We start from the raw sequence: 19,760 nt of genomic DNA, 5'->3' as shown, positions 1-19,760 counted from the left end.
TGTAAATTAACCGCCCGGTTAAAGCCAGCCCGAAAGTTCGCGGCGCACCAGCGCTTCGAGCATATCCATGCCAGAGGGCGACGCATTGAGACAGTCGAGCGCGGCGAATTGCTCTCCACCGGCTTCCATGAATTGCTCGCGTCCCTGCATCGCCAGCTCTTCGCGCGTTTCGAGGCAATCGGCGGAAAAGCCGGGCGCGGCGATTGCGAGGCGGCGCGTACCGGCCTTGGCCACCCGTTCCAGTGTCGCGTCGGTCGCGGGCTCGAGCCACTTGGCCCGTCCGAAGCGCGACTGGAATGCCACCCGCATCTCCATCCCCTTCAAGCGCGGACCGAGTTCGTCCCACAGAAGGCGCGCGGTCTTGCGGCAATGGCAGTGATAGGGGTCGCCCAGTTCCAGCGTGCGCTGCGGCATGCCGTGAAAGCTCAGCAACAGCATTTCGGGCGCGAACGACAGGGCGGCAATCTGTCGCTCGAGATCGTCGGCCAGCGCCGCGATATAGAGCGGATCGTCGTAATAGGGCGGCAGGGTGCGCAGGCTCGGCTGCCAGCGCATCGCGGCAAGTGCGGCATTGGCGGCATCGACGGCAGTTGCGGTGGTGGCGGAGCAATATTGCGGATAAAGTGGCGCGAGCAGGATGCGGTCGAAACCGTCTTCCTTCAGCCGCGCCACGGCCTCTCCCAAATCGGGATTGCCATAGCGCATGGCATATTCGACCCGCACGCCCTCGCCCAGCCGCTGTTGCAGCAGCCGGGTCTGTTCGGCGGTGATCGCGGCCAGCGGCGAGCCGTCCTCGCCCCACACCTTGGCATAGGCCTCGGCGCTCTTTTTCGGACGTGTATTGAGGATGATGCCGCGCAGGATCGGCTGCCACGCGATGGGCGGGATTTCCACCACCCGACGATCGGACAGGAACTGCCCGAGATAGCGCTTCACCGATTTCGCATCGGGCGCATCGGGCGTGCCGAGATTGCTCAGCAACACCGCGACCCTGCCATGGGCCACGGAGGGATGATCGTCTGGCGCGTGCGGAGGTCTGGTCATGTGACACCTGAAAAAAGAGGGAGCGTGCGAAGCCGCGTGCCGGTGGCGGCGAACAGGGCATTGGCGATCGCCGGAAGGGTGACGCCTACGGAAATCTCGCCCGGATCGAACGGTTCCGCTTCACTCTCGACGAATTCGATCATGATCTCGGGCGTTGCCGCCATGCCGGGCAAACGCATCGCCGAAAGCGTGCCGAGATCGGGCAGGCCGTTCTCGTAATCCAGAGGCGCGCCGAGCGCGAGACCCAGCGCGAAGATTGCCCCGCCCTCGATCTGCTGCCGCGCGAGCTCGGCATTGGGAATACGGCCGATATCGCAGGTGAAATGGAGTTCGGTCGCGCGCAGTCCGCCTTCGCCCTGACGCACGCGGGCGACACAGGCGATATGGCCACTGCGCGGGCCCTCTTCTCCGCTCTCGCCCTGCCCCATTTGCAGGCAAGCCAGCCCCTCGCCGCTGGCCGGGAGCCCCCCGCCCCAGACCGCGCCGCGCGTCACCCGCGTCAGGCATTCGATCAGCCTGATTCGCCCTTCAAGCAGCTGGATACGGTACCCGAGTGGCTCGCGCCCGGCCTTGCGCGCCAGTTCGTCCACGAAGGTCTCGGTCAGGAAACAGGTGTAGGCCGGGGCATTGCCGCGCTGTCGAGCGGTCGGCAGGCCAATCCGCACCGGCACGTGCTGCACCACCAGGTTCTGCGCCGCATAGGGCGGCACCGCCCCTTCCATGGCCAGCGTATCGACCTCGCCTTCGGACGCGTCGATCGCCGCCCATGGCGTCGCCCCTTCGAACAGTCGGCGCCCCTGTTCGCGATTGGTGGCGGGCATCGCGATCCGGGTCTTCCACGCGAGAATGCGTCCGTCGGCATCGATTTCGGCGGCGAGCACGGCGGCCATCGGCGCGCGCGGCCAACCGGCAAGGCTTTCCTGCCAGCGCGACCATGTAAGCTGGACGGGACGACCGACCTCACGCGCGATCACCGCCGCTTCGACCGCATGATCGTGATCGAGCCGCCGATCGAAACTGCTGCCTGCGCCGACCGGGTAATGGATCACGTCCTCGACGCTAAGCCCGAGCTGCGCGGCGACTGCCTGGCGCATCTGTTCGGGTGCCTGGCTCGCGGCCCAGATCTCGCACCGCCCGTCGCGCAGCCGCGCGGTCGCGCTGGCGGTTTCGAGGGTGGCATGCGGCGCGGGCGCGATATCGTAGCGCAAGGCGAGCGTTGGGCGATCGGGCAGCGCTTCCTCGCCCTCTCCCCACGCCATGATCTCGTGCGCGTCGCCGCGCCGCAACCCGGCATCGAGTGCTTCGACCATGCGCGGGCTGTCGACCGGATCGGCAGTATCGAAACCCGGCGCGATCCGGCGCAGGGCCTGCTCCGCCGCCCACCAGTTCGTGCCGTATGCGGCGAGCCAGCGTTTGGCCTTCACCAGACCGAGATAGCCGGGCAGTTTGCGCGCAGGCGCTGGATCGAAGCGCGTCAATTCAGCATCGCCGACCGGGCCATGCCGGATCGCGGCGAAAACCATGCGATCGGCATCACTATCGGGCACGAACCGAACGTCGCCGGCGAACACGTAGCTGCCCGTGGCTTTGGACGGGGCATCGAGCCGCGGGAAAGCCGGCACGGTTTCGGGTTCGAGCGCTTCGCCCGCCTCGCCACTCGAGGCCGGAAGCAGCGGCGGAACCTTGGGCGGGTCGAACTGCGCCGCTTCGGCCGCGAGTTCGCCGAAGCCGACCGCCTTGTCCTCGTGGCGGACGGTGCCGTTCTCGGTCCGGCACTGCTGCCAGTCGATCTCCCAGCGCTCGGCGGCGGCCATGCAAAGCATCGCGCGGGCGCTCGCGGCGGCTTCGCGTAGCGGTGTCTCGTAGGCCGCCAGCGACGTGCCGTCCGCCGTTGCATCGAAGCGCTCGTCGCGAGCCCACTTGCGCAGCGCCACATCGCTCTCCTCGTCGGCCATGGCCTCGATCGCCGGGCGCCACATCGGGACCCAGCGCGCCGCCAGCGGGAAATTCGCATAGGCCGCGCTCGTCGGTGCCGGTTCGACTGCGACCATCCGCCAGTCCGCACCCAACTCGACTGCGGCGATCTGCGGCAGAAGCGTCGTAACCCCCTGCCCCATCTCGAGCTGCGGGACCGCGACCGTCACCATCCCGTCCTCGGCAATCCGCAACCACGCACCGAACCCGGTCTCACCCTTGGCCGGATCGAGCGGTGCGGCATGGTCGCGCGGCCATGCCCACCAGGCCAGCAGCAGCCCGGCCCCTATCCCGCCGCCGACCAGCAATTGGCGGCGCGAGACCGGGATATCGGGAGTTTTCAGCCCGCCGCCAGCCACGCTTCCAGCCTTCCGGCGATCGCATCGAAGGCGCGTCCGCGAACGTCGTCGCCGCTGGCAATCGGTTCACCCGCATCGCTCGCCAGCCGGATCGCGATATCGAGCGGGATGCGCCCGAGGAATGGCACGTCGATCTGGTTCGCCACCGCTTCGGCACCGCCGCTGCCGAAAGGATCGGACATCTCGCCGCAATGCGGGCAAATATAGCCCGCCATGTTCTCGACGAACCCCACGATCGGGACGTCGGCGGCGTTGAACAGGTTCATTGCGCGGGTTGCATCCATCAGCGCCAGATCCTGCGGGGTGGAGACGATCACCGCGCCATCGGGCTTGTGCTTCTGGATCATCGTCAGCTGCACATCCCCGGTACCCGGAGGCAGATCGACGATCAGCAATTCGGTTTCGCCCCAGTCAGCATCGACCAGCTGGCCAAGCGCGCCCGACGCCATCGGCCCGCGCCAGGCGATTGCGCGATCCTGTTCGACGAGATTGCCCATCGACAGCAGCGCGACCCCGCTCTCGGTCTGCAGCGGGCGCAATTGCTCTTTGCTCGCGGTCGGCTTCTGGCCTTCGGTCTTCAGCAGGCGTTGCTGCGAGGGGCCGTAGATATCGGCGTCGACCAGCCCGACCTTGCGCCCCCGACGCGCCATCGCAACCGCGAGATTGGCGGCAAGCGTCGATTTGCCGACCCCACCCTTGCCCGATCCGATCGCGATCATCCGACGGCGTTGCTTGTCCGCCGTCAGCGCGACATGCACCTCGTCCACGCCTTCGGCACCGGCCAGCGCTGATTTTACGGCACTTTCCAGCGCCTCGCGCGCTGCGGCATCAAGCCCGCCGGCATCCATCACCACGATTGCGCGCGCCTGCGTCAGCCGCGCCGACTGGACGCGGGCGCGCAGGTCTTCGGGCAATCGCTCCAATAACTCTTCATTCACGGCTATGCGTCGAACCTCGTTCGAAAATTTGCGGTTCTCCCCCTGTTTTTCGGCAGCGGGCCTGACTATATCCGCCGCATGAACGGATTCACCCGGTTGGTAAAGAACGGCGGCCTGTGGATGGCTGGCAAGCGCAATAGCCCGTGGGGCGCAGGTCGTGGAGGCAAGGCCGGCAACGGCAATGACTCTGGCGACGGGTCCGGCCCGCGGCCCGATCCCACGCCCCCACCCGGCTCTTCGGGGCCGCGCAATCCGTGGCTTCCGCCCGAAAGCGGAAGCAGCGGCAATGGCAATGTCGAAAACATCTTCGCGCGCGGTCGTGGACGTGGCGGCGGTGGTGGCGGCGGAAATTTCCGCATGCCGCAGCGCCCCGGCGGCAAGAGCTGGTTCCCGGTAGCGGTCGTCGCGATCGTGGCTCTCGGCCTTGGCGCGACGATGTTCCATGTCGTCGATGCCGAGGAACAGGGCGTGGTCAAGACGCTAGGCAATTACACCCGCACACTCGAGCCGGGCTTCAACATCTCGGCTCCGTGGCCGATCGAAACGGTCGACATCGTCAATGTGGACGGGGTACGCGCGATCGACATCCCCACCAGCGACCAGCAGGCCAAGCTGATCCTGACCGGTGACCAGAATCTCGTCGACCTCAGCTATGTCGTGCGTTGGAACATCCAGAATCTCGAGAACTTCAAGTTCGAGCTGGTCGAGCCGATCGAAACCGTCAGCGAAGTGGCCGAAGCCGCAATGCGCGCCTCGGTGGCCGAAAAAACGCTCGACGAGACCTTCTCGGGCCAGGGCCGCGCCGAAATCGAACTTGCCGTGCGCGAACGCATGCAGCGGGTGCTCGACGGCTACGCCGCAGGCATCAACATCCTCGGCGTAGAAATCGACAAGGCCGACCCGCCGGGCGAGGTGGTCGATGCCTTCCGCGACGTTTCGGTGGCCGAACAGAACGCCGATGCGGCACGCAACCAGGCGCGCGGTTACGCGCAGCAGGTTCTCGCCCAGGCCGAAGGTGAGGCCGAAGCCTTCAACAAGGTCTACGAACAGTATCGCCTGGCGCCCGAAGTGACCCGACAGCGTCTCTATTACGAAACCATGGAGCGCGTGTTGCGCCAGACCGACAAGACCATCGTCGAGCCGGGGAATGTAACGACCTATCTCCCGTTGCCGGAGATTCGTAAGCGCGCACAACAGGCGCCATCGCAGGGATCGTCCGCCACGGTCACCGCACCGACCAAGGGAGGCCAGTAAGATGGGCAGTTTCTTCGCCAGTCGCCGCGGCCTCGTCATCGGGCTCGCGATCGCCGTCGTCCTGTTCTTCCTCAGCGCCTTCGTGGTGCCCGAAGAGGAACAGGCCGTCGTCCTGCGCGCCGGTGAACCGGTCGGCACGGTCAACACGACCACCGGCGACACCAATGCCGGGCTCTATTTCCGCGTGCCGATCATCGATCAGGTCCGACGGGTCGAAAAGCGCCTGCTCGACCTCGAAATGAACGACGAGGAAGTGCTTTCGAACGACCAGCAGCGCCTGCTCGTCAACGCCTATGCGCGATTCCGGATCGTCGACCCGGTTCGCATGGTCGAACGTGCGGGATCGACCGACGGCGTCCGCGCCGCGCTCGAGCCGATCCTCAATTCGGTGCTGCGCCAGGAACTCGGCCGTCGCACCTTCCAGGCGATGCTGACCGCAGAACGCGGTGCCGCGCTCGCCAATGTCCGTGCCAATCTCGATCGTCAGGCCCGCCAATACGGCGCCGAAGTGATCGACGTGCAGATCAAGCGCACCGATCTGCCGCAGGGCGCTCCGCTCGAATCCGCCTTCCAGCGGATGGAAACCGATCGCGAACGCGAAGCACGCACGATCCGTGCGCAGGGGTCTCGCGATGCGCGGATCATCCGCGCCGAAGCGGATGCCGAAAGTGCGCGGATCTATGCCGAAGCCTTTGGCAAAGACGCCTCCTTCTACGATTTCTACCGCGCGATGCAGAGCTACGATGCGACCTTCGCGAAGGAAAACGGGAACGGAGCCGAGTCGTCGATCATCCTGTCGCCTGACAACGAATATCTGCGTCAATTCCGCGGACGACGTTAGAGTTCGACGGACGACATGAGAGGGGCGCTGTCGTTCAAAAGGGATTAAGGCGAAAAACGCTTACATTTGTGGTCGTAGAGACCCGATGACAAAGAGGAAATGCACCCAATGCGCTATGCCTATGGAGTGACCACCGCCCTGCTGCTGGGAGGCGCCACCTTGACGCTGGCCACCGGCTATCCCGCAGGAGCCCAGGTCGCGCAGAACGAGGATTCGGCAATGTCGCGGATGGCCCCGCGCGCCGGAGCCCCCGGCAGCTTCGCCGACCTGACCGAGCAACTGCAGCCCGCCGTGGTCAACATTTCGACCACGCAGCGTGTGCGCGTACCCAACAATCCCTTCGCCGGCAGCCCGCTGGCAGACCTGTTCGGAAATCGCGGCGACGAGACGACCAGGGAAGGCAGTTCGCTGGGTTCGGGCTTCCTGGTTTCGGCGGATGGTTACATCGTCACCAACAACCATGTGGTGGCCCCGCGCGGCAATGCCGACCTGACCTCGATCACCGTCAGCATGGTGGACGGCACAGAATACGAAGCCGAACTGGTCGGCCGTGACGCCGCATCGGATCTCGCCGTGCTGAAGATCGAACGATCGGAAGCGTTTCCGTTCGTCAAATTCGGCGATTCGACAACGACGCGCGTCGGCGACTGGGTGATCGCGATCGGCAATCCCTTTGGCCTCGGCTCGACCGTGACGTCCGGCATCATCTCGGCCGTCTATCGCAACACCGGTTCGGGCGGCGCCTACGACCGCTATCTGCAGACCGATGCTGCAATCAATCGCGGCAATTCGGGCGGCCCGATGTTCGATCTGCAAGGCAATGTAATCGGGATCAACAACGCGATCCTCTCGCCCTCGGGCGGGAATGTCGGGATCGGTTTTGCGATTCCCGCCGACATTGCGGCACCAATCGTCGAGCGTCTGCGCGAAGGTAAGGCGATCGAGCGCGGCTATCTGGGTGTCCAGATATCTCCGGTGACCGACGAGCTGGCTGATTCGCTCGGGATCCGTGCAGGACGCGGCGAATTCGTCCAGGCGGTGGAACCCGGCGGCGCTGCAGCCGATGCCGGCATCCAGGCCGGCGACGTGATCGTGAAGATCGACGGCAAGGAGGTCACCCCCGAACAGACGCTTAGCTTTATCGTCGCCAACATCAAGCCCGGGTCGAGTATCCCGATCGAGTTGATCCGTCGCGGCGAGAACGAGAAAATTACCGCCACGGTCGGCAAGCGCCCGACCGAGGAACAGCTCGCCGCGCAGGGCTTCGGCCAGGAAGAGGAGGACGACGAGGACGCGCTGAATCGCGCGCCCCAGCGCCAGGGTGCCGGCCTGATCGAAGATTCGCTCGGCGTCTCGGTGCTCCCGATGACCGGGCAGATCGCCCGCCAACTCGGCCTCCCGCGCGATACGAGCGGCCTGGTCATCAGCGTGGTCGATCCGCGTTCGAATGCCGGCCAGATCGGCCTGCGTCGTCGCGACGTAATCCTCGCCGCCGACCAGCGCAAGGTGAACACGGTCGAGGAACTCGAAGCGATCATCGAAGAATTCAAGGACGGCAATCGCAGCTCGATCCTGCTCGAAGTCCAGCGCCCCGGCCAGCGGCCGCGCTTCGTGCCGGTCAAGTTGCGCTAAGCCTGACCAAACCAGCACTCGAACGGGGCATTGCGCATCGGCGCGGTGTCCCGTTTTCGTATGAGCTGTGTGACGAAGCGGCCCGCGACAGGCCGCGTCAGTCGATCGGCTGGGTCACCGGACGCGAGGTCGTGCGCGGGCTGGGTTCGGGCGAAGGAGCCGGTCGCTGCTTGGGCGGCGGCGCATCGCGGGGCGGCGTCTCCCGTTGCTGCGGGGCAGTCGGCCGTGGTCCGTTGATCGCCCGGTCGAGAAAATCGGGATCGACCGCAGGCGGCGGGCTTTCGCGGCCACCTTCGGGCGTTTCGATGCCTTCGGGACGACGCTCCCCGCGATTGAAGAAGTCATCGACCTCGTTTGGATCGATGATGTTGCCGTTCTCGTCGACATAGTAATAGTCGCCCGGATCGCCATAAGGATCCTCCTCGTCGGGCTCGAGCTGCCATTCGGGCAGACTCAGGTCGGTGTCGAATTGTTCGACCGGGCGCTTGGCCACCGCTTGGCGCATGAATTCGGCGAAGGCACGCGCGGGTGCCGCACCGCCGGCGAGACCGCGCACCGCCTTGGCATCGTCGCGGCCCATCCATACGCCGGTCGTCACCCCGCTCGAGAAACCGACGAACCAGCCATCCTTGTTCGACGACGTCGTCCCGGTCTTGCCGGCCACCGGACGCCCGATATTGGCGGCACGGCCCGAGCCTATATTGACCGTGGTCTGGAGCAGGTCGGTGATTCCGGCGGCGACGTAATCGGGCACGAGCTGCTGCTGGCGCGCGGGGCGATGCTCGTACAGCGTCTCCCCGCTCGAGCTTCGCACCCTGACGATGCCATAGGGCTCAACCGATCGGCCCCTCGCCGAAATCCCGGCAAAGGCACGCGTCATGTCGAGTACGCGGACTTCCGATGTGCCGAGAACCATGGCTGGCAAGGTATTGATCGGCGTCGAAATTCCGAAGCGGCGCGCCATGTTGGCCACCGTGCTGAAGCCGACTTCGTAGCCGAGCTTGGCCGCGACGGTGTTTTTCGAGTAGGCGAAGGCGGCGCGGACATCCATCTCGCCCGAATAGCTGCCGTTCGAATTGCGCGGGGTCCAGCCGTCGATGGTGATCTTCTCGTCGACCACCCGGTCATCAGGGGTATAGCCGGCTTCGAGCGCGGCGAGGTAGACGAACAGCTTCCACGCCGAGCCGGGCTGGCGCAACGCCTGGGTGGCGCGGTTGTAATTGCTGTCGACGTAATCCTTGCCGCCCACCATGGCGAGGATCGCGCCGTCGCGATCCATGCTGACGAGCGCCCCCTGCGCGCCGTCGGGCGCATGCGCGTTGAGCGCCTTGCTCGCAGTCTCCTGCAGCGCCGGATCGAGCGTGGTCCAGACCTCGATCGGTTCGTAGGTGACGGGGATCAGGACATCGAGCTGCGGCAGCACCCAGTCGGTGAAATAGCGCACCGCATTGCCGCCCGCGTCTTCCTTGATATCGACCGTATCGATATCGACCGCGCCGGCCTGGCCTTCGGTGATATAACCGTTGGCGGCCATGGTCCTGAGCACGATCCCGGCGCGGCGGACCGCTGCATCGGCATCGGCGGTCGGCGAATAGCGCGAGGGGGCCTTCACCAGTCCGGCAATGATCGCCGCTTCCTCGAGGCTGAGCGTCTCGGCGCTATGGCCGAAGAACCGCCGGCTCGCACTGTCGATGCCGTAAGCGCCGCCGCCGAAATAGACCTTGTTGAGATAGAGTTCGAGGATCTGTTCCTTCGAAAACTTCGCCTCGAGCGCCATCGCCAGCACCCCTTCGCGCGCCTTGCGGTCGAGCGTGCGGCTGGAATTGAGGAAGATGTTGCGCGCCAGCTGCTGGGTGATCGTCGATGTCGCCCGCATGCCCGTGCCCGTGGTCACCGAAACCCAGGCCGCTCGCGTCAAGCCAATCGGATCGATCCCCGGGTGCATGTCGAACCGGCGGTCTTCGACCGAGACCATCGCGTCCTTCATCACCTGCGGGATGTGGTCGTAGGGAATCCACTCGCCATAGCTCGGGCCGAGCGAGACGAGTTGCGAGCCGTCGCGCGCGCGGACCACGATCGTCTGGCCGTTCTGGCTCTGGCGCAGCTGATTGTAGCTCGGCAGCCCCTTCATGGTGACCGCCACCGCAATGCCGAGCACCAGCGCGCAGAGGATCGCAATCCCCGCGCCCCACAGGAAGAGCCGTTTCAACCAGAGCTTCCAGCCAGTGACAGCGGCGGGCGCTCTTCGGCTGGGACGGGCGCTTTTGCGGCGGCGTTTGCGCGATTCAGTCGGCATCGGTGTTGGTCGGCATCCTCGTAAATGCGCCACTCAGGCGCCCACACGAACCCTGCCTAGCCGATTTCGAACGGGGCATGAATATGCCCGCGCTCACTCCTCCCCGGTCTTGGAGTCGGAATCGTCGTCTCGCGGCGCAAACTCGAGCGCTGCCGAGTTGATGCAATAGCGATTGCCGTCGGCCCCCGGCCCATCGGGGAAGACATGGCCAAGATGCCCCGCGCAGCGCGAACAGACGACTTCGGTGCGGGTCATCCCGTGCGAGATGTCGTGGTGTTCCTCTACCGCGTCGCCATCCTTGGGGGCGGTGAAGCTCGGCCAGCCCGAACCCGAATTGTACTTCTCGTCGCTGTCGAACAGCGGCTGCCCGCAGGCGGCGCAGAGATACTCGCCATCGCCCTTGAAGCCGTCATACTTGCCGGTGAAGGCGCGTTCGGTGCCCTTCTCGCGCAGCACGCGATATTGCTCGGGCGTCAGCTCTTCGCGCCAGTTGGCATCGCTCTTTTCGATCCTGTCGGTCATGTGCAATCTCCTTGCCCGATCAACCGTCGGGCAAAGCGGGTGTTCCGTTTTCAGGCGTGCTCGGCGCGAGCGGTTCGACCAGCAGCGCCGACCCTTCACACCCGGTAATCCGCATCCGCGCGCCGACCGGCGCATCGGGGCCGCGCGCAATCCAGTCGCTGTCGCCCTGGTGAACCCGGCCCGAGCCGTCCTCGATCGCGTGGGTCACCGTCACCACTTCGCCGACTAGGCGTTGGCCGCGGCGGTTCATCATCGGATCGGCCCCGACGATGGGATTGTCGCGCAGCCAGTTGCGCGCGGCATAGGCCCCGGCAATCGAGAGCATCCCGAAGGTCAGGACCTGCACCGCGATGTCGACCGGGAGGGCAAAGGCCAGACCCGCAGTGATCAGCGCCGCCATGCCGAGCCAGATCAGGTAGACGCCCGGCACCACCATTTCCGCGGTGACAAGCACGAGGCCAATGATCAGCCAGATCCAGTGCGGTTCGATCCCGTCGAACATCCGCGCGCCCCTCAGGCCTTGCGGCTATGCGGCACGGTGGTGCGCGCGCGGGAAGGCGTCGAGGGATTGGCGGGAGGCAGCGGCGTGGTCACATCGCCGTCCTTGCCCAGCGCTTCCTTGGCCAGTTCGCCGATCCCGCCCAGCGTGCCGATCAAATTGGTCGCCTCGACCGGGAACAGGATCGTCTTGGCATTGGGGCTGTCGGCGAACTTGCCGATCGCCTTGGTGTATTCCTGTGCAACGAAGTAGTTGATCGCCTGCACCCCGCTTTCGGCGATCGCCTCCGACACGGCGCGGGTCGCGGCAGCTTCGGCCTCGGCTTCGCGCTCGCGCGCTTCGGCGTTGCGGAAGGCGGATTCGCGCTTACCCTCGGCCTGGAGGATCGCGCTCTGCTTCGAACCTTCGGCGCGCAGGATCGCCGAGCTCTTGTCGCCTTCGGCTTCGAGGATTTCGGCGCGCTTCAGACGTTCGGCCTTCATCTGGCGGGCCATCGCTTCCGAGATATCGACGGGCGGGCGGATATCCTTGATCTCGACACGGGTGATCTTGATTCCCCAGGGCGAGGTCGCGTGGTCGACCACCGAGAGCAGCCGGGCATTGATATCGTCGCGCTTGGACAGCGTCTCGTCGAGATCCATCGAGCCCATCACCGTGCGCAGATTGGTGGTCGTGAGCGCGAGGATTGCATTGTGCAGGCCGGAGACTTCGTATGCCGCCTTGCCCGCATCGAGCACCTGGAAGAACACCACCGCATCGACGCCGACCATCGCGTTGTCCTTGGTGATGATCTCCTGCCCGGGAATGTCGAGCACCTGTTCCATCATGTTGATCTTGTGGCCGACACGATCGATGAACGGCACGATGATGTGCAGCCCCGGCTCGGCCGCGAGCGTGTATTTGCCCAGCCGTTCGATCGTATAGACATAGCCCTGTTTCACGACGCGCACGCCCATGAACAGGAAAGCGGCGACAAGCACCATCACCAGACCGAGCACGAATTCCATCACATCCTCCCAACTGTTGCGGGGATGTTAGCAGCCGCCGGATTGCGAGCAAGCGAAAGCGGAACGTGGACCACCGACCGGGGGGTTTTGCAAAACTTCGCGTCCGCCGAATATCCTGCACAAACAGGGTCTTGTGTGCCGGAACGCCGGCGGAAGTGTAACCTTTCGCTCAAGGCACGGGAGTAGCATGGACAAGGTCGCATCCAGCCCTTTTATCCGATCGCGGCGATGTAGGAAAAACCTACAATTCGCTCGCGTAGAGCTCCGTCAGATTGGCATAGGCGCGTTCGGCGGCTTCGCGATCGTAGGCCGGGCTGTCGGGCACGGTCCAGCCATGGTCGCCGGCATAGACGTCGATCTCCGCCGGGCGACCGGCGGCTTCCGCGGCGTTGTTGAGGATCCGCTCCTGCTCGGGTTCCTTTTCCGCATCGTTGCGGGCGATCGCGATCAGATAGCTCGCCTGTGCGTCCTTGAAAGTGTTGTGCGGACTCATCGGGTCGCCCTGCTTGACGAGCCCGCCGCCATGGAAGCTGGCGGCCGCTTTCACTCGCGAAGGCAGGGCAGCGGCAGTCCAGATCGCGAACGGTCCGCCCATGCAATAGCCCTGCGTGCCGACGCCGCGCGAAGCGTCGACGCCGTCCTGCCGGTCGAGCCAAGCGATTGCCGAGCGTGCGTCGGCCATGATCGCCTCGGCATCGAGCTTGTCCCGCCACGGGCCGACTTTCTGGAAGCCCCCATTGGCGGCGAAATCGGCAAAGCTGGCAAACTGGTCTGCCGAAACGTCGCGGTAATAGGGATTGGCAACCAGCACCGCAAAGCCCTCACCCGCCAGCCGCCGCGCCATCTGGCGCTTGGCTTCGCGGATACCGGCGATGTCGGGCCAGAACAGCACAGCGGGGCTCGGCCCCTTGCTCGGGCGGACGAAGAAAGCGTCCATCGAGCCCGCTGCGGTCGGCACCGAGACCATGCCTTCGGTCAATCCGCCGCCGCCCATGGTTGCGCATCCGCCCAGCGCCGCCGCCCCGGCACCGGCACCGGCCACCTTGGCAAAACCGCGCCGCGACAGTGCACTGCGCGCCCATTGAGCCAATTGCTGTTCATCGCACATGATATCCGCTCCCCGTATCGATTGGTGTCTGCGCACCAACGCGGCAGGGGCAATAAGGCTCCGCCCAAAGATGCATTCGTCGGCACGCTTCAGATTCTGCGATTGAAACCGCCAGCATTTTCGGGAAAACCGCGGATGAGGACATCCGAGGGACAGAACATGACGTCACGCGCTGATGAAATTCGAGATATGAGCCGCACCAGCCGGCTCAAGGGCGCGCTCGAATCCGACGAGTTCGGCGCGTCCGAAGGCCGGGAATTGCGCTCGCAGGAGGGCGGACGCATCAACTGCCCGATCTGCGATGAGGATATCTCGGCCAAGGCGAAGAAATGCCGCCATTGCGGCGAAGTGCTGGATGTGGGCATCCGCATGTCGCAGGATGCCCAGCGCGGCATGCATGGCAACGTCTATCGGAACCCTGCGCCGGCGGGCTATGGCAGGCCCGGTCCGACCAGCCGGTCAAAAAGCAAGATCGTGGCTTTCCTGCTCGCCTGGTTCCTCGGCGGCTTTGGCGCACACAAATTCTACCTCGACCGGGTTGGCCAGGGTATTTTGTACCTGCTGTTCTGCTGGACCTTCATTCCGATGATCATCGCTTTCATCGAAGGCATCGTCTACCTGACCATGAGCGAAGAACGGTTCTGGGAAAAATACGGCTGACGCTACCGCCAGCCGTATTCTGCCAGTTTTCTTGCGAGCGAAGCGCGGTGCTCCGCTGCGCTTTTAGCGCTTCTCGAACGCGACTGTGATGTCGAGTTCGACCTCGTCGCTCACCAGCGGAAGCGCGTAGTCCACGCCGAAATCGGACCGCTTGATCGTGGTCGTGCCTTCGAAACCGATCGTCGCGACCTTGCTCATCGGATTGCTGCCCGCGCCGGTGAAGCGCGCATCGATGGTGATCGGGCGGGTCACGCCATTCATGCGGAGCGTACCGTCGATCGCGGCGCTGGTGCCATCGGCACCGACGTTCACCGCGGTCGACTGGAAGCGCGCGATGCCCGGTTCGGGGCCGAAGAAATCGGGATCACCGCCATCCTTGCCGGGGCGCAGCAGGTGATCGCGCAACCCGTCGCTCACTACCGAAAGGCTCTTTATCGGCACGCTGACATCGACCTTCGCGGCCGAGGGATTGGCCGGATCGATCATCAGCGTGCCCTCGGCATCGCCGAACATGCCGAAATAGTCGTTGAAGCCGAAATGGTTGACCCGCCAGCCGATCAGCGAGTGCGAGGGATCGGTCTGGTACGTGCCGGCGGTGACGCGCGACACATCTAGCGCGCCGGGAATGGCCGGATTGGCGGCCTGTTGCATTGGAGCGGAAGCGGCGCAGGCGGCAAGCGCAATGCTGGCAGCGGCGATGGTGGCGGTGAGGCGCATGGATATCTCTCCTGTTGCGGGAACGGTATCTTTACATCGTCTGCCGAAGCGAACGGTTCCGAGCTATCGCCCCCGAGTGACGCTCAGCGCCGGGTTAGCGACGGGTCAGCGCCTCTTCGCTCTGCGCCATCAGCTTCTGCATGATATCCGCGACCGGCTCTTCTTCCTTGAGCATGCCAACCGATTGCCCGGCCATCAGCGAACCGTTCTCGACGTCGCCATCGATCACCGCGCGGCGCAGCGCGCCGGCCCAGTAATGTTCGATCTGGAGCTGGGCTTCGGCCATTTCGATCTCTTCGCGGTCGAGCGTGCCGGCGACGTCGCGCTGCTTGGCGGTGAATTCCTCGGTGCCCTTGTTCTTCAGCGCGCGAACCGGGATCACCGGCAGCCGCGCATCGACCTGCACGCTGGCCACCGCATCGCGCGCATTGGCGCGGAAGAAGGCCTTCTTGAAATTCTCGTGCGCGATCGATTCCTTGGCGCAGGCGAAGCGCGTGCCGAGCTGCACGCCCACCGCGCCCATCTCCAGATAGCCCGCGATCGCCTGCCCGCGACCGATACCACCGGCGACGAACACGAGGTGATCCTCGGACAGTTCGGGCAGGAATTCCTGCGCCAGCACGCTGGTCGATACCGGGCCGATATGGCCGCCCGCTTCCATCCCTTCGATCACCAGCGCATCGCCGCCGCTGCGCAGCAGCTTTTTCGCGAGCGCCAGCGTGGGCGCGAACACGATGACCTTGGCCGGGTTCTTCCCGCCCTTGATCGCCTCGACGCTGCCCTTGGGCGGGATTCCGCCCGCCAGCACCACGTGACCGACCGCATGCTTCTCGCACACCGCGATCAGATCGAACAATTGGGGGTGCATGGTGATGAGGTTCACGCCGAACGGCTTGTCGGTCATCGCCTTGGTCGCCGTGATCTCGGCATCGAGCAGTTCGGGCGTCATCGCCCCGCAGGCGATCACTCCGAAGCCACCCGCATTGCTGATCGCCGAAACGAGATTGCGCTCCGAAACCCAGCTCATCGCGCCGCACAGGATCGCATAGTCGGAGCCGAGAAAATCGCGGCCGCGCTCCATCAGGCGCAGCGTCTTGGGAAAGTCTGTCATGGGAGGCGCTTAGTGCTCCGGACACGAGGCGGCAAGCACCGCTGGCCAAGTTGCGAAAGCATCTTCCTCAATTGCGGTTTCCGGTGCATCGCCAAACCCATGCCGAGCATTCTGCCCGATTCGCTGAGTGCCTTCTCTCCCGAGATCGGGTTTGCACTCCTCATCATCCTGTTCGTCGCGTTCATGCTCGAGCGCCTCCCGCCGGTGGTGCTCGCGGCAGCCGGTGGCCTGACGATGCTGCTGTTCGGCTTCCTGTCGACCGACGAGCTGCTCGGCGTGTTCTCGAATTCCGCGCCGATCACCATCGCCGCCATGTTCGTTCTGTCGGGTGCATTGCTGCGCACCGGAACGCTGGAGGAAGTGTCGGGCATCATCATCCGGCGGACCAAGCGCAAGCCGCGCCTCGCCATCGCCGAAATCGGCGGCGGGACCATGCTCGCCTCGGCCTTCATGAACAATACGCCGGTCGTGCTGGTCATGATCCCGATCGTGAAGCGGCTATCCAAGGCGGTCGGCGTCGCTGCGACCCGGCTGCTCATTCCCTTGTCCTACATCTCTATTCTCGGCGGCACGCTTACGCTCATCGGTACGTCGACGAACCTGCTGGTGGACGGGGTCGCGCGCGAACAGGGACTGGCGCCGTTCGGCATGTTCGAGATCACCAGCGTGGGCCTGATCGCAGCCGCGGCGGGTTCGCTCTACCTCGTGATCCTGGGCCCGAAGCTGCTGCCCGATCGTGCACCGCGCTCGCTCGATGAGACGACCGAAAGCGACGTCTATCTATCGCACCTTGTGCTCGAGCCCGAGAGTCCGCTGGTGGGATATTCGCTGGGCGAAACGAAGCTCTTCCGCCGTCCGGGCCTGAGGATCCTCGGCATCAAGCGGGGCGGCGACATCATGCGCAACGAACTGGCCGGTCATGTCCTGAGCGAAGGCGACCAGCTGGTGGTGTCCGCTAGCCCGTCGGAGCTCGCTTCGCTGGCCGAAGCCTTCGATTTCCGCACCGGCCTCACCGGCGTGGGCGGCGGCGTCGCCACGGCCGGAGACGAGCGCCCGCAGGACCTCGCGCTGGTGGAAGCGATCGTCTCCTCCTCGCATCCGATCATTGGCCGGCGGTTGGCCGACATCCCGATGCTGTCGAAGCTGAAGGTCCGCGTGCTGGGCCTCTCGCGGCCGCGTCACGTTGCCGGCCCGGAACTGGCCGAGGTGCGCGTGCGCGCGGGCGACCGGCTGCTGGTCGCGGCCGGCAGCGATGCCGCGCAGGCGATGCAGAGCAACGTCATGCTGGGGACAGTCAGCGAAGCGCCCACGCGTGCGTTCCGCCGTGGCCGTGCCCCGATCGCGATCGGGACGCTCGCGGGTGTGGTCGTGCTGGCGGCCTTGTTCGACATGCCGATCCAGGCCCTAGCCCTGCTGGGCGCAGGCTTCGTACTGCTGACGAAATGCCTCGAACCCGAAGAGGCATGGTCGGCGATCGACGGCAACACCCTCGTCCTGATCTTCGGCATGCTCGCCTTCGGCCAGGGACTGGAGAACGCCGGCACGGTCGAATTGATCGTCGGTGCCGCCCAGCCGTTTTTCGCCACCGCATCGCCCCTGCTGATGTTGCTGGCGATGTATGCGCTCACCAGCGTGCTGACCGAAACCGTGACCAACAACGCCGTGGCGGTGATCCTCACGCCGATCGCCATCGCCCTCGCCCAGGCGACCGGGGCCGATCCGCGCGAAATGGTGGTGGCGGTGATGTTCGGCGCCAGTGCGAGCTTCGCGACCCCGATCGGGTACCAGACCAACACGCTCGCCTATGGCGCCGCGAATTACCGCTTTTCCGACTTTCTCAAGATCGGCGTGGGCATGAACGTGGTGGTCGGCGTTGCTTCCTGCATCGCGATCGACCTCTATTTCGGCTGACGCCCGAGACGACGGCCTACGCTGCGAAGCGCAACTGGTTGCGGCCCTGTCGTTTGGCTTCGTAAAGCGCGCCGTCGGCGGCCTGGAGCAGGAACGTCGCATCCGCATCGGCCTGCATTCCCGTCAATCCGATGCTGATGGTCAGGCGCAGGTCGGGTTCGTCCGCAAAGGTCATGGCCTCGACCTTTTCACGAATGCGCTCGACGAGCGCCATCGCTCCATCGATCGACGTTCCCGGCAGAATGATGACGAACTCCTCGCCGCCGAGTCGGCCGACCAGATCGCATTTGCGCAGCTCCGAAACGCACAGCGCGGTGAGCCTACGCAACACCTCGTCGCCAACCCCGTGGCCATAGCGATCGTTGATCGATTTGAAGTGATCGACATCGAGCACCGCAACCGAAAGCCTGGTGCCCATGCGGTGAAAGCGTTCGATCTCCTGCTCGAGCGAGTCGATCGCCTTACGGCGGTTAGCGACGCCGGTCAGGTGATCGGTCTCTGCCAGGTGCCGCGCATGGGCTGCCTCGGACACCGCATGTGCACGCGCCTCTTCGAGCGCCTCCAGCGATGCCAGACGCTCGGTAATGTCCTGGATAATGCCGTAGATGTCGCGCACCTCTCCATGCGCATCGAATTCGACTTCCCCACGGCTTTCGACACTTTTGTAGGATCCATCGGGCATGACGATACGCGCGCTGAAGGAAAAGGGTTCGCCGCCAGCGATCGCACGATCGACGCATTGCGACACCATCGCGCGATCATCCGGGTGATAGGCTTCGACGGAATTTTCGATATTGCGCGGAGCGCCCGGTGCGAGCCCGTGGATGCGATAGGTTTCGTCCGACCAGAACAGCTTATCATTGCCGGGACTGTAAACCCAGTGCCCCACATTCGAGGATTTCTCCGCCATGTCCTGCATCCGCTTTTCCCGCAGGGTCTCCGCGTGGACCGATTCGCGCGCCGCCAGCAAGGCGGCGAGCGGAAGCGCCGATCCGAGGAGGCAGAGGAGATAGAACTGGAAGAACCACACGATGTGGCCGATCCCTCCCAGAATCAATCCCACCGCACCCATTCCGGACGGTATCGACACGATGCCGACGATTGCGGTCGCCATCACACCACTGGCTGCCCCCAGTGGCCCGAAGCGGTAGGTCGCGTAGATCACCGCGCAAAACGGCAGGAAGATCGCAGGCACGACGGTCTGGAAAAACGCCAGCACCGCACACCCGATGACGATCCCCGCTGTGATCACCACTTCGAATACGTTTGCGCCGGTCGATTGCGTCCGTAACTCTTCGAGGCCGTGCGCAATGGTCACGAATAGCGGCGTTACGATCAGCATGCCTAGCGCAGCAGTCGCGAACCAGGACAGTCCAAAGGCATAGGTCGGCGCCCCCGCGCTCGCCGCTGTGATCAGTAATGACAGGGTACCGCTCGCCATCGCGCCGGCGACAACGGCAAAGCAGAATCGCGCAATCCAGCGCAGATCATGGAAGGTGACCTTCCGCCACGGCACCTTGGCGATCGATACCACGATGCAGGCTTCCACCAGATTGGCAAGAGTAAAGCCGATACTCTGCAGCACCGGCGTGCCGTCGAGCAGGTTGCTGGCCATGCCGGCCACCGCAGCTGCCGCCACGATGTATGCCCACCGTCGGCGCGACGCCAGCAGAAGGCCCGCGACGAGAATCCCGCTCGCCGGCCAGACCGTGGCGATACCTTCCGTCTGACGGGCGAATTCGAGGCCGAGCCAGGCGCATACGAAATAGAGACCGCCGATAAACAGCGGCCACAGAGGCCTCCATCCTATGTATCGACCGATCTTCGGCATCATCGCCGCTCGATAACGGCGCGGAAGTTAACAAACCGGTATAAATTACTAATGAT

General features: G+C 64.8%; 16 protein-coding genes. 5 read left to right on the top strand and 11 right to left on the bottom strand.

The genetic code is table 11. The features are described from left to right. Positions 1-18 precede the first annotated feature (18 nt). Genes hemH through GRI68_RS01300 form a run of 3 tightly spaced genes read right to left on the bottom strand, consistent with a single transcriptional unit; the run spans position 19 to position 4,321 of the window. Complete coding sequence (hemH, locus tag GRI68_RS01310) at positions 19-1,044, bottom strand: ferrochelatase (protein WP_160615341.1); 1,026 nt, start codon at positions 1,042-1,044, stop codon at positions 19-21. Beyond that, positions 1,041-3,377, bottom strand: coding sequence for a xanthine dehydrogenase family protein molybdopterin-binding subunit (locus GRI68_RS01305; RefSeq protein ID WP_325063735.1), 2,337 nt, complete (start codon positions 3,375-3,377; stop codon positions 1,041-1,043). The genes hemH and GRI68_RS01305 overlap by 4 nt, the downstream gene beginning before the upstream one ends. Further along, entirely contained in the window at positions 3,359-4,321 is a 963-nt protein-coding gene (locus GRI68_RS01300) for an Mrp/NBP35 family ATP-binding protein (protein WP_407643356.1), read from the bottom strand. Before GRI68_RS01300 ends, GRI68_RS01305 begins: the two co-directional genes overlap by 19 nt. A 72-nt stretch (positions 4,322-4,393) precedes the next feature. On the opposite strand from GRI68_RS01300, the gene hflK reads away from it, so the two are divergent. The 3 genes from hflK (at position 4,394) to GRI68_RS01285 (ending at position 8,042) form a co-directional block, all read left to right on the top strand. Beyond that, positions 4,394-5,569: a protease modulator HflK gene (gene hflK / locus GRI68_RS01295; RefSeq protein WP_234028678.1), complete on the top strand. Its 1,176-nt coding sequence runs from the start codon at positions 4,394-4,396 to the stop codon at positions 5,567-5,569. A gap of 1 nt (position 5,570) precedes the next feature. Next, a complete protein-coding gene (gene hflC, locus GRI68_RS01290) occupies positions 5,571-6,410 on the top strand; it encodes a protease modulator HflC (RefSeq protein ID WP_160615340.1) in 840 nt (279 codons plus the stop codon). A 108-nt stretch (positions 6,411-6,518) separates the two neighbouring features. Further along, the gene (locus tag GRI68_RS01285) at positions 6,519-8,042 is read left to right on the top strand and encodes a Do family serine endopeptidase (protein WP_199799685.1); all 1,524 of its coding nucleotides are present in this window, start codon (positions 6,519-6,521) and stop codon (positions 8,040-8,042) included. Between the two features lie 97 nt (positions 8,043-8,139). Here the strand turns inward: GRI68_RS01285 and GRI68_RS01280 are convergent, their stop codons facing one another. From GRI68_RS01280 to GRI68_RS01260, 5 genes are all read right to left on the bottom strand, one after another. Continuing rightward, on the bottom strand, positions 8,140-10,338 hold the full coding sequence (locus tag GRI68_RS01280) for a PBP1A family penicillin-binding protein (protein ID WP_160615339.1): 2,199 nt from the start codon (positions 10,336-10,338) through the stop codon (positions 8,140-8,142). 93 nt (positions 10,339-10,431) lie between these two features. Further along, complete coding sequence (gene msrB, locus GRI68_RS01275; protein WP_160615338.1) at positions 10,432-10,860, bottom strand: peptide-methionine (R)-S-oxide reductase MsrB; 429 nt, start codon at positions 10,858-10,860, stop codon at positions 10,432-10,434. A gap of 19 nt (positions 10,861-10,879) precedes the next feature. After that, complete coding sequence (locus GRI68_RS01270) at positions 10,880-11,362, bottom strand: NfeD family protein (protein ID WP_160615337.1); 483 nt, start codon at positions 11,360-11,362, stop codon at positions 10,880-10,882. An 11-nt stretch (positions 11,363-11,373) separates the two neighbouring features. After that, complete coding sequence (locus GRI68_RS01265; RefSeq protein WP_160615336.1) at positions 11,374-12,366, bottom strand: SPFH domain-containing protein; 993 nt, start codon at positions 12,364-12,366, stop codon at positions 11,374-11,376. Between the two features lie 241 nt (positions 12,367-12,607). After that, positions 12,608-13,474 (bottom strand): dienelactone hydrolase family protein, encoded by an 867-nt coding sequence (locus GRI68_RS01260; RefSeq protein WP_160615335.1) that lies wholly within the window; start codon positions 13,472-13,474, stop codon positions 12,608-12,610. On the opposite strand from GRI68_RS01260, the gene GRI68_RS13695 reads away from it, so the two are divergent. After that, on the top strand, positions 13,448-14,134 hold the full coding sequence (locus GRI68_RS13695; protein ID WP_234028677.1) for an NINE protein: 687 nt from the start codon (positions 13,448-13,450) through the stop codon (positions 14,132-14,134). The genes GRI68_RS01260 and GRI68_RS13695 overlap by 27 nt on opposite strands. 63 nt (positions 14,135-14,197) lie before the next feature. Here GRI68_RS13695 and GRI68_RS01250 read toward each other — a convergent pair whose 3' ends face one another. Both GRI68_RS01250 and GRI68_RS01245 read right to left on the bottom strand, forming a co-directional pair. After that, positions 14,198-14,851: a YceI family protein gene (locus GRI68_RS01250; protein ID WP_160615334.1), complete on the bottom strand. Its 654-nt coding sequence runs from the start codon at positions 14,849-14,851 to the stop codon at positions 14,198-14,200. A 94-nt stretch (positions 14,852-14,945) separates the two neighbouring features. Further along, a complete protein-coding gene (locus GRI68_RS01245) occupies positions 14,946-15,962 on the bottom strand; it encodes an NAD(P)H-dependent flavin oxidoreductase (RefSeq protein ID WP_160615333.1) in 1,017 nt (338 codons plus the stop codon). A gap of 99 nt (positions 15,963-16,061) precedes the next feature. On the opposite strand from GRI68_RS01245, the gene GRI68_RS01240 reads away from it, so the two are divergent. Continuing rightward, positions 16,062-17,873: an SLC13 family permease gene (locus GRI68_RS01240; RefSeq protein ID WP_160615332.1), complete on the top strand. Its 1,812-nt coding sequence runs from the start codon at positions 16,062-16,064 to the stop codon at positions 17,871-17,873. A 16-nt stretch (positions 17,874-17,889) separates the two neighbouring features. On the opposite strand, the gene GRI68_RS01235 is transcribed toward GRI68_RS01240, so the two are convergent. Next, positions 17,890-19,707, bottom strand: coding sequence for a sensor domain-containing diguanylate cyclase (locus GRI68_RS01235; protein WP_160615331.1), 1,818 nt, complete (start codon positions 19,705-19,707; stop codon positions 17,890-17,892). Positions 19,708-19,760: the final 53 nt, after the last annotated feature.

The organism is Alteriqipengyuania halimionae (genome assembly GCF_009827575.1).
GTDB lineage: Bacteria > Pseudomonadota > Alphaproteobacteria > Sphingomonadales > Sphingomonadaceae > Alteriqipengyuania_A > Alteriqipengyuania_A halimionae.
Note: the sequence above shows the minus strand (reverse complement) of the source record. Positions and strands in the feature narration are given on the sequence as shown.

Excerpts from the sequence above, each read along its gene's own strand:
- GRI68_RS01280 (WP_160615339.1), bottom strand. The coding sequence starts at position 10,338 with ATGCCGACTGAATCGCGCAAACGCCGCCGCAAAAGCGCCCGTCCCAGC.
- GRI68_RS01240 (WP_160615332.1), top strand. The coding sequence starts at position 16,062 with ATGCCGAGCATTCTGCCCGATTCGCTGAGTGCCTTCTCTCCCGAGATC.
- GRI68_RS01235 (WP_160615331.1), bottom strand. The coding sequence starts at position 19,707 with ATGATGCCGAAGATCGGTCGATACATAGGATGGAGGCCTCTGTGGCCG.
- hflK (WP_234028678.1), top strand. The coding sequence starts at position 4,394 with ATGAACGGATTCACCCGGTTGGTAAAGAACGGCGGCCTGTGGATGGCT.
- GRI68_RS01265 (WP_160615336.1), bottom strand. The coding sequence starts at position 12,366 with ATGGAATTCGTGCTCGGTCTGGTGATGGTGCTTGTCGCCGCTTTCCTG.
- GRI68_RS01285 (WP_199799685.1), top strand. The coding sequence starts at position 6,519 with ATGCGCTATGCCTATGGAGTGACCACCGCCCTGCTGCTGGGAGGCGCC.
- hflC (WP_160615340.1), top strand. The coding sequence starts at position 5,571 with ATGGGCAGTTTCTTCGCCAGTCGCCGCGGCCTCGTCATCGGGCTCGCG.
- GRI68_RS01245 (WP_160615333.1), bottom strand. The coding sequence starts at position 15,962 with ATGACAGACTTTCCCAAGACGCTGCGCCTGATGGAGCGCGGCCGCGAT.
- msrB (WP_160615338.1), bottom strand. The coding sequence starts at position 10,860 with ATGACCGACAGGATCGAAAAGAGCGATGCCAACTGGCGCGAAGAGCTG.
- GRI68_RS01250 (WP_160615334.1), bottom strand. The coding sequence starts at position 14,851 with ATGCGCCTCACCGCCACCATCGCCGCTGCCAGCATTGCGCTTGCCGCC.
- GRI68_RS01260 (WP_160615335.1), bottom strand. The coding sequence starts at position 13,474 with ATGTGCGATGAACAGCAATTGGCTCAATGGGCGCGCAGTGCACTGTCG.
- hemH (WP_160615341.1), bottom strand. The coding sequence starts at position 1,044 with ATGACCAGACCTCCGCACGCGCCAGACGATCATCCCTCCGTGGCCCAT.
- GRI68_RS01270 (WP_160615337.1), bottom strand. The coding sequence starts at position 11,362 with ATGTTCGACGGGATCGAACCGCACTGGATCTGGCTGATCATTGGCCTC.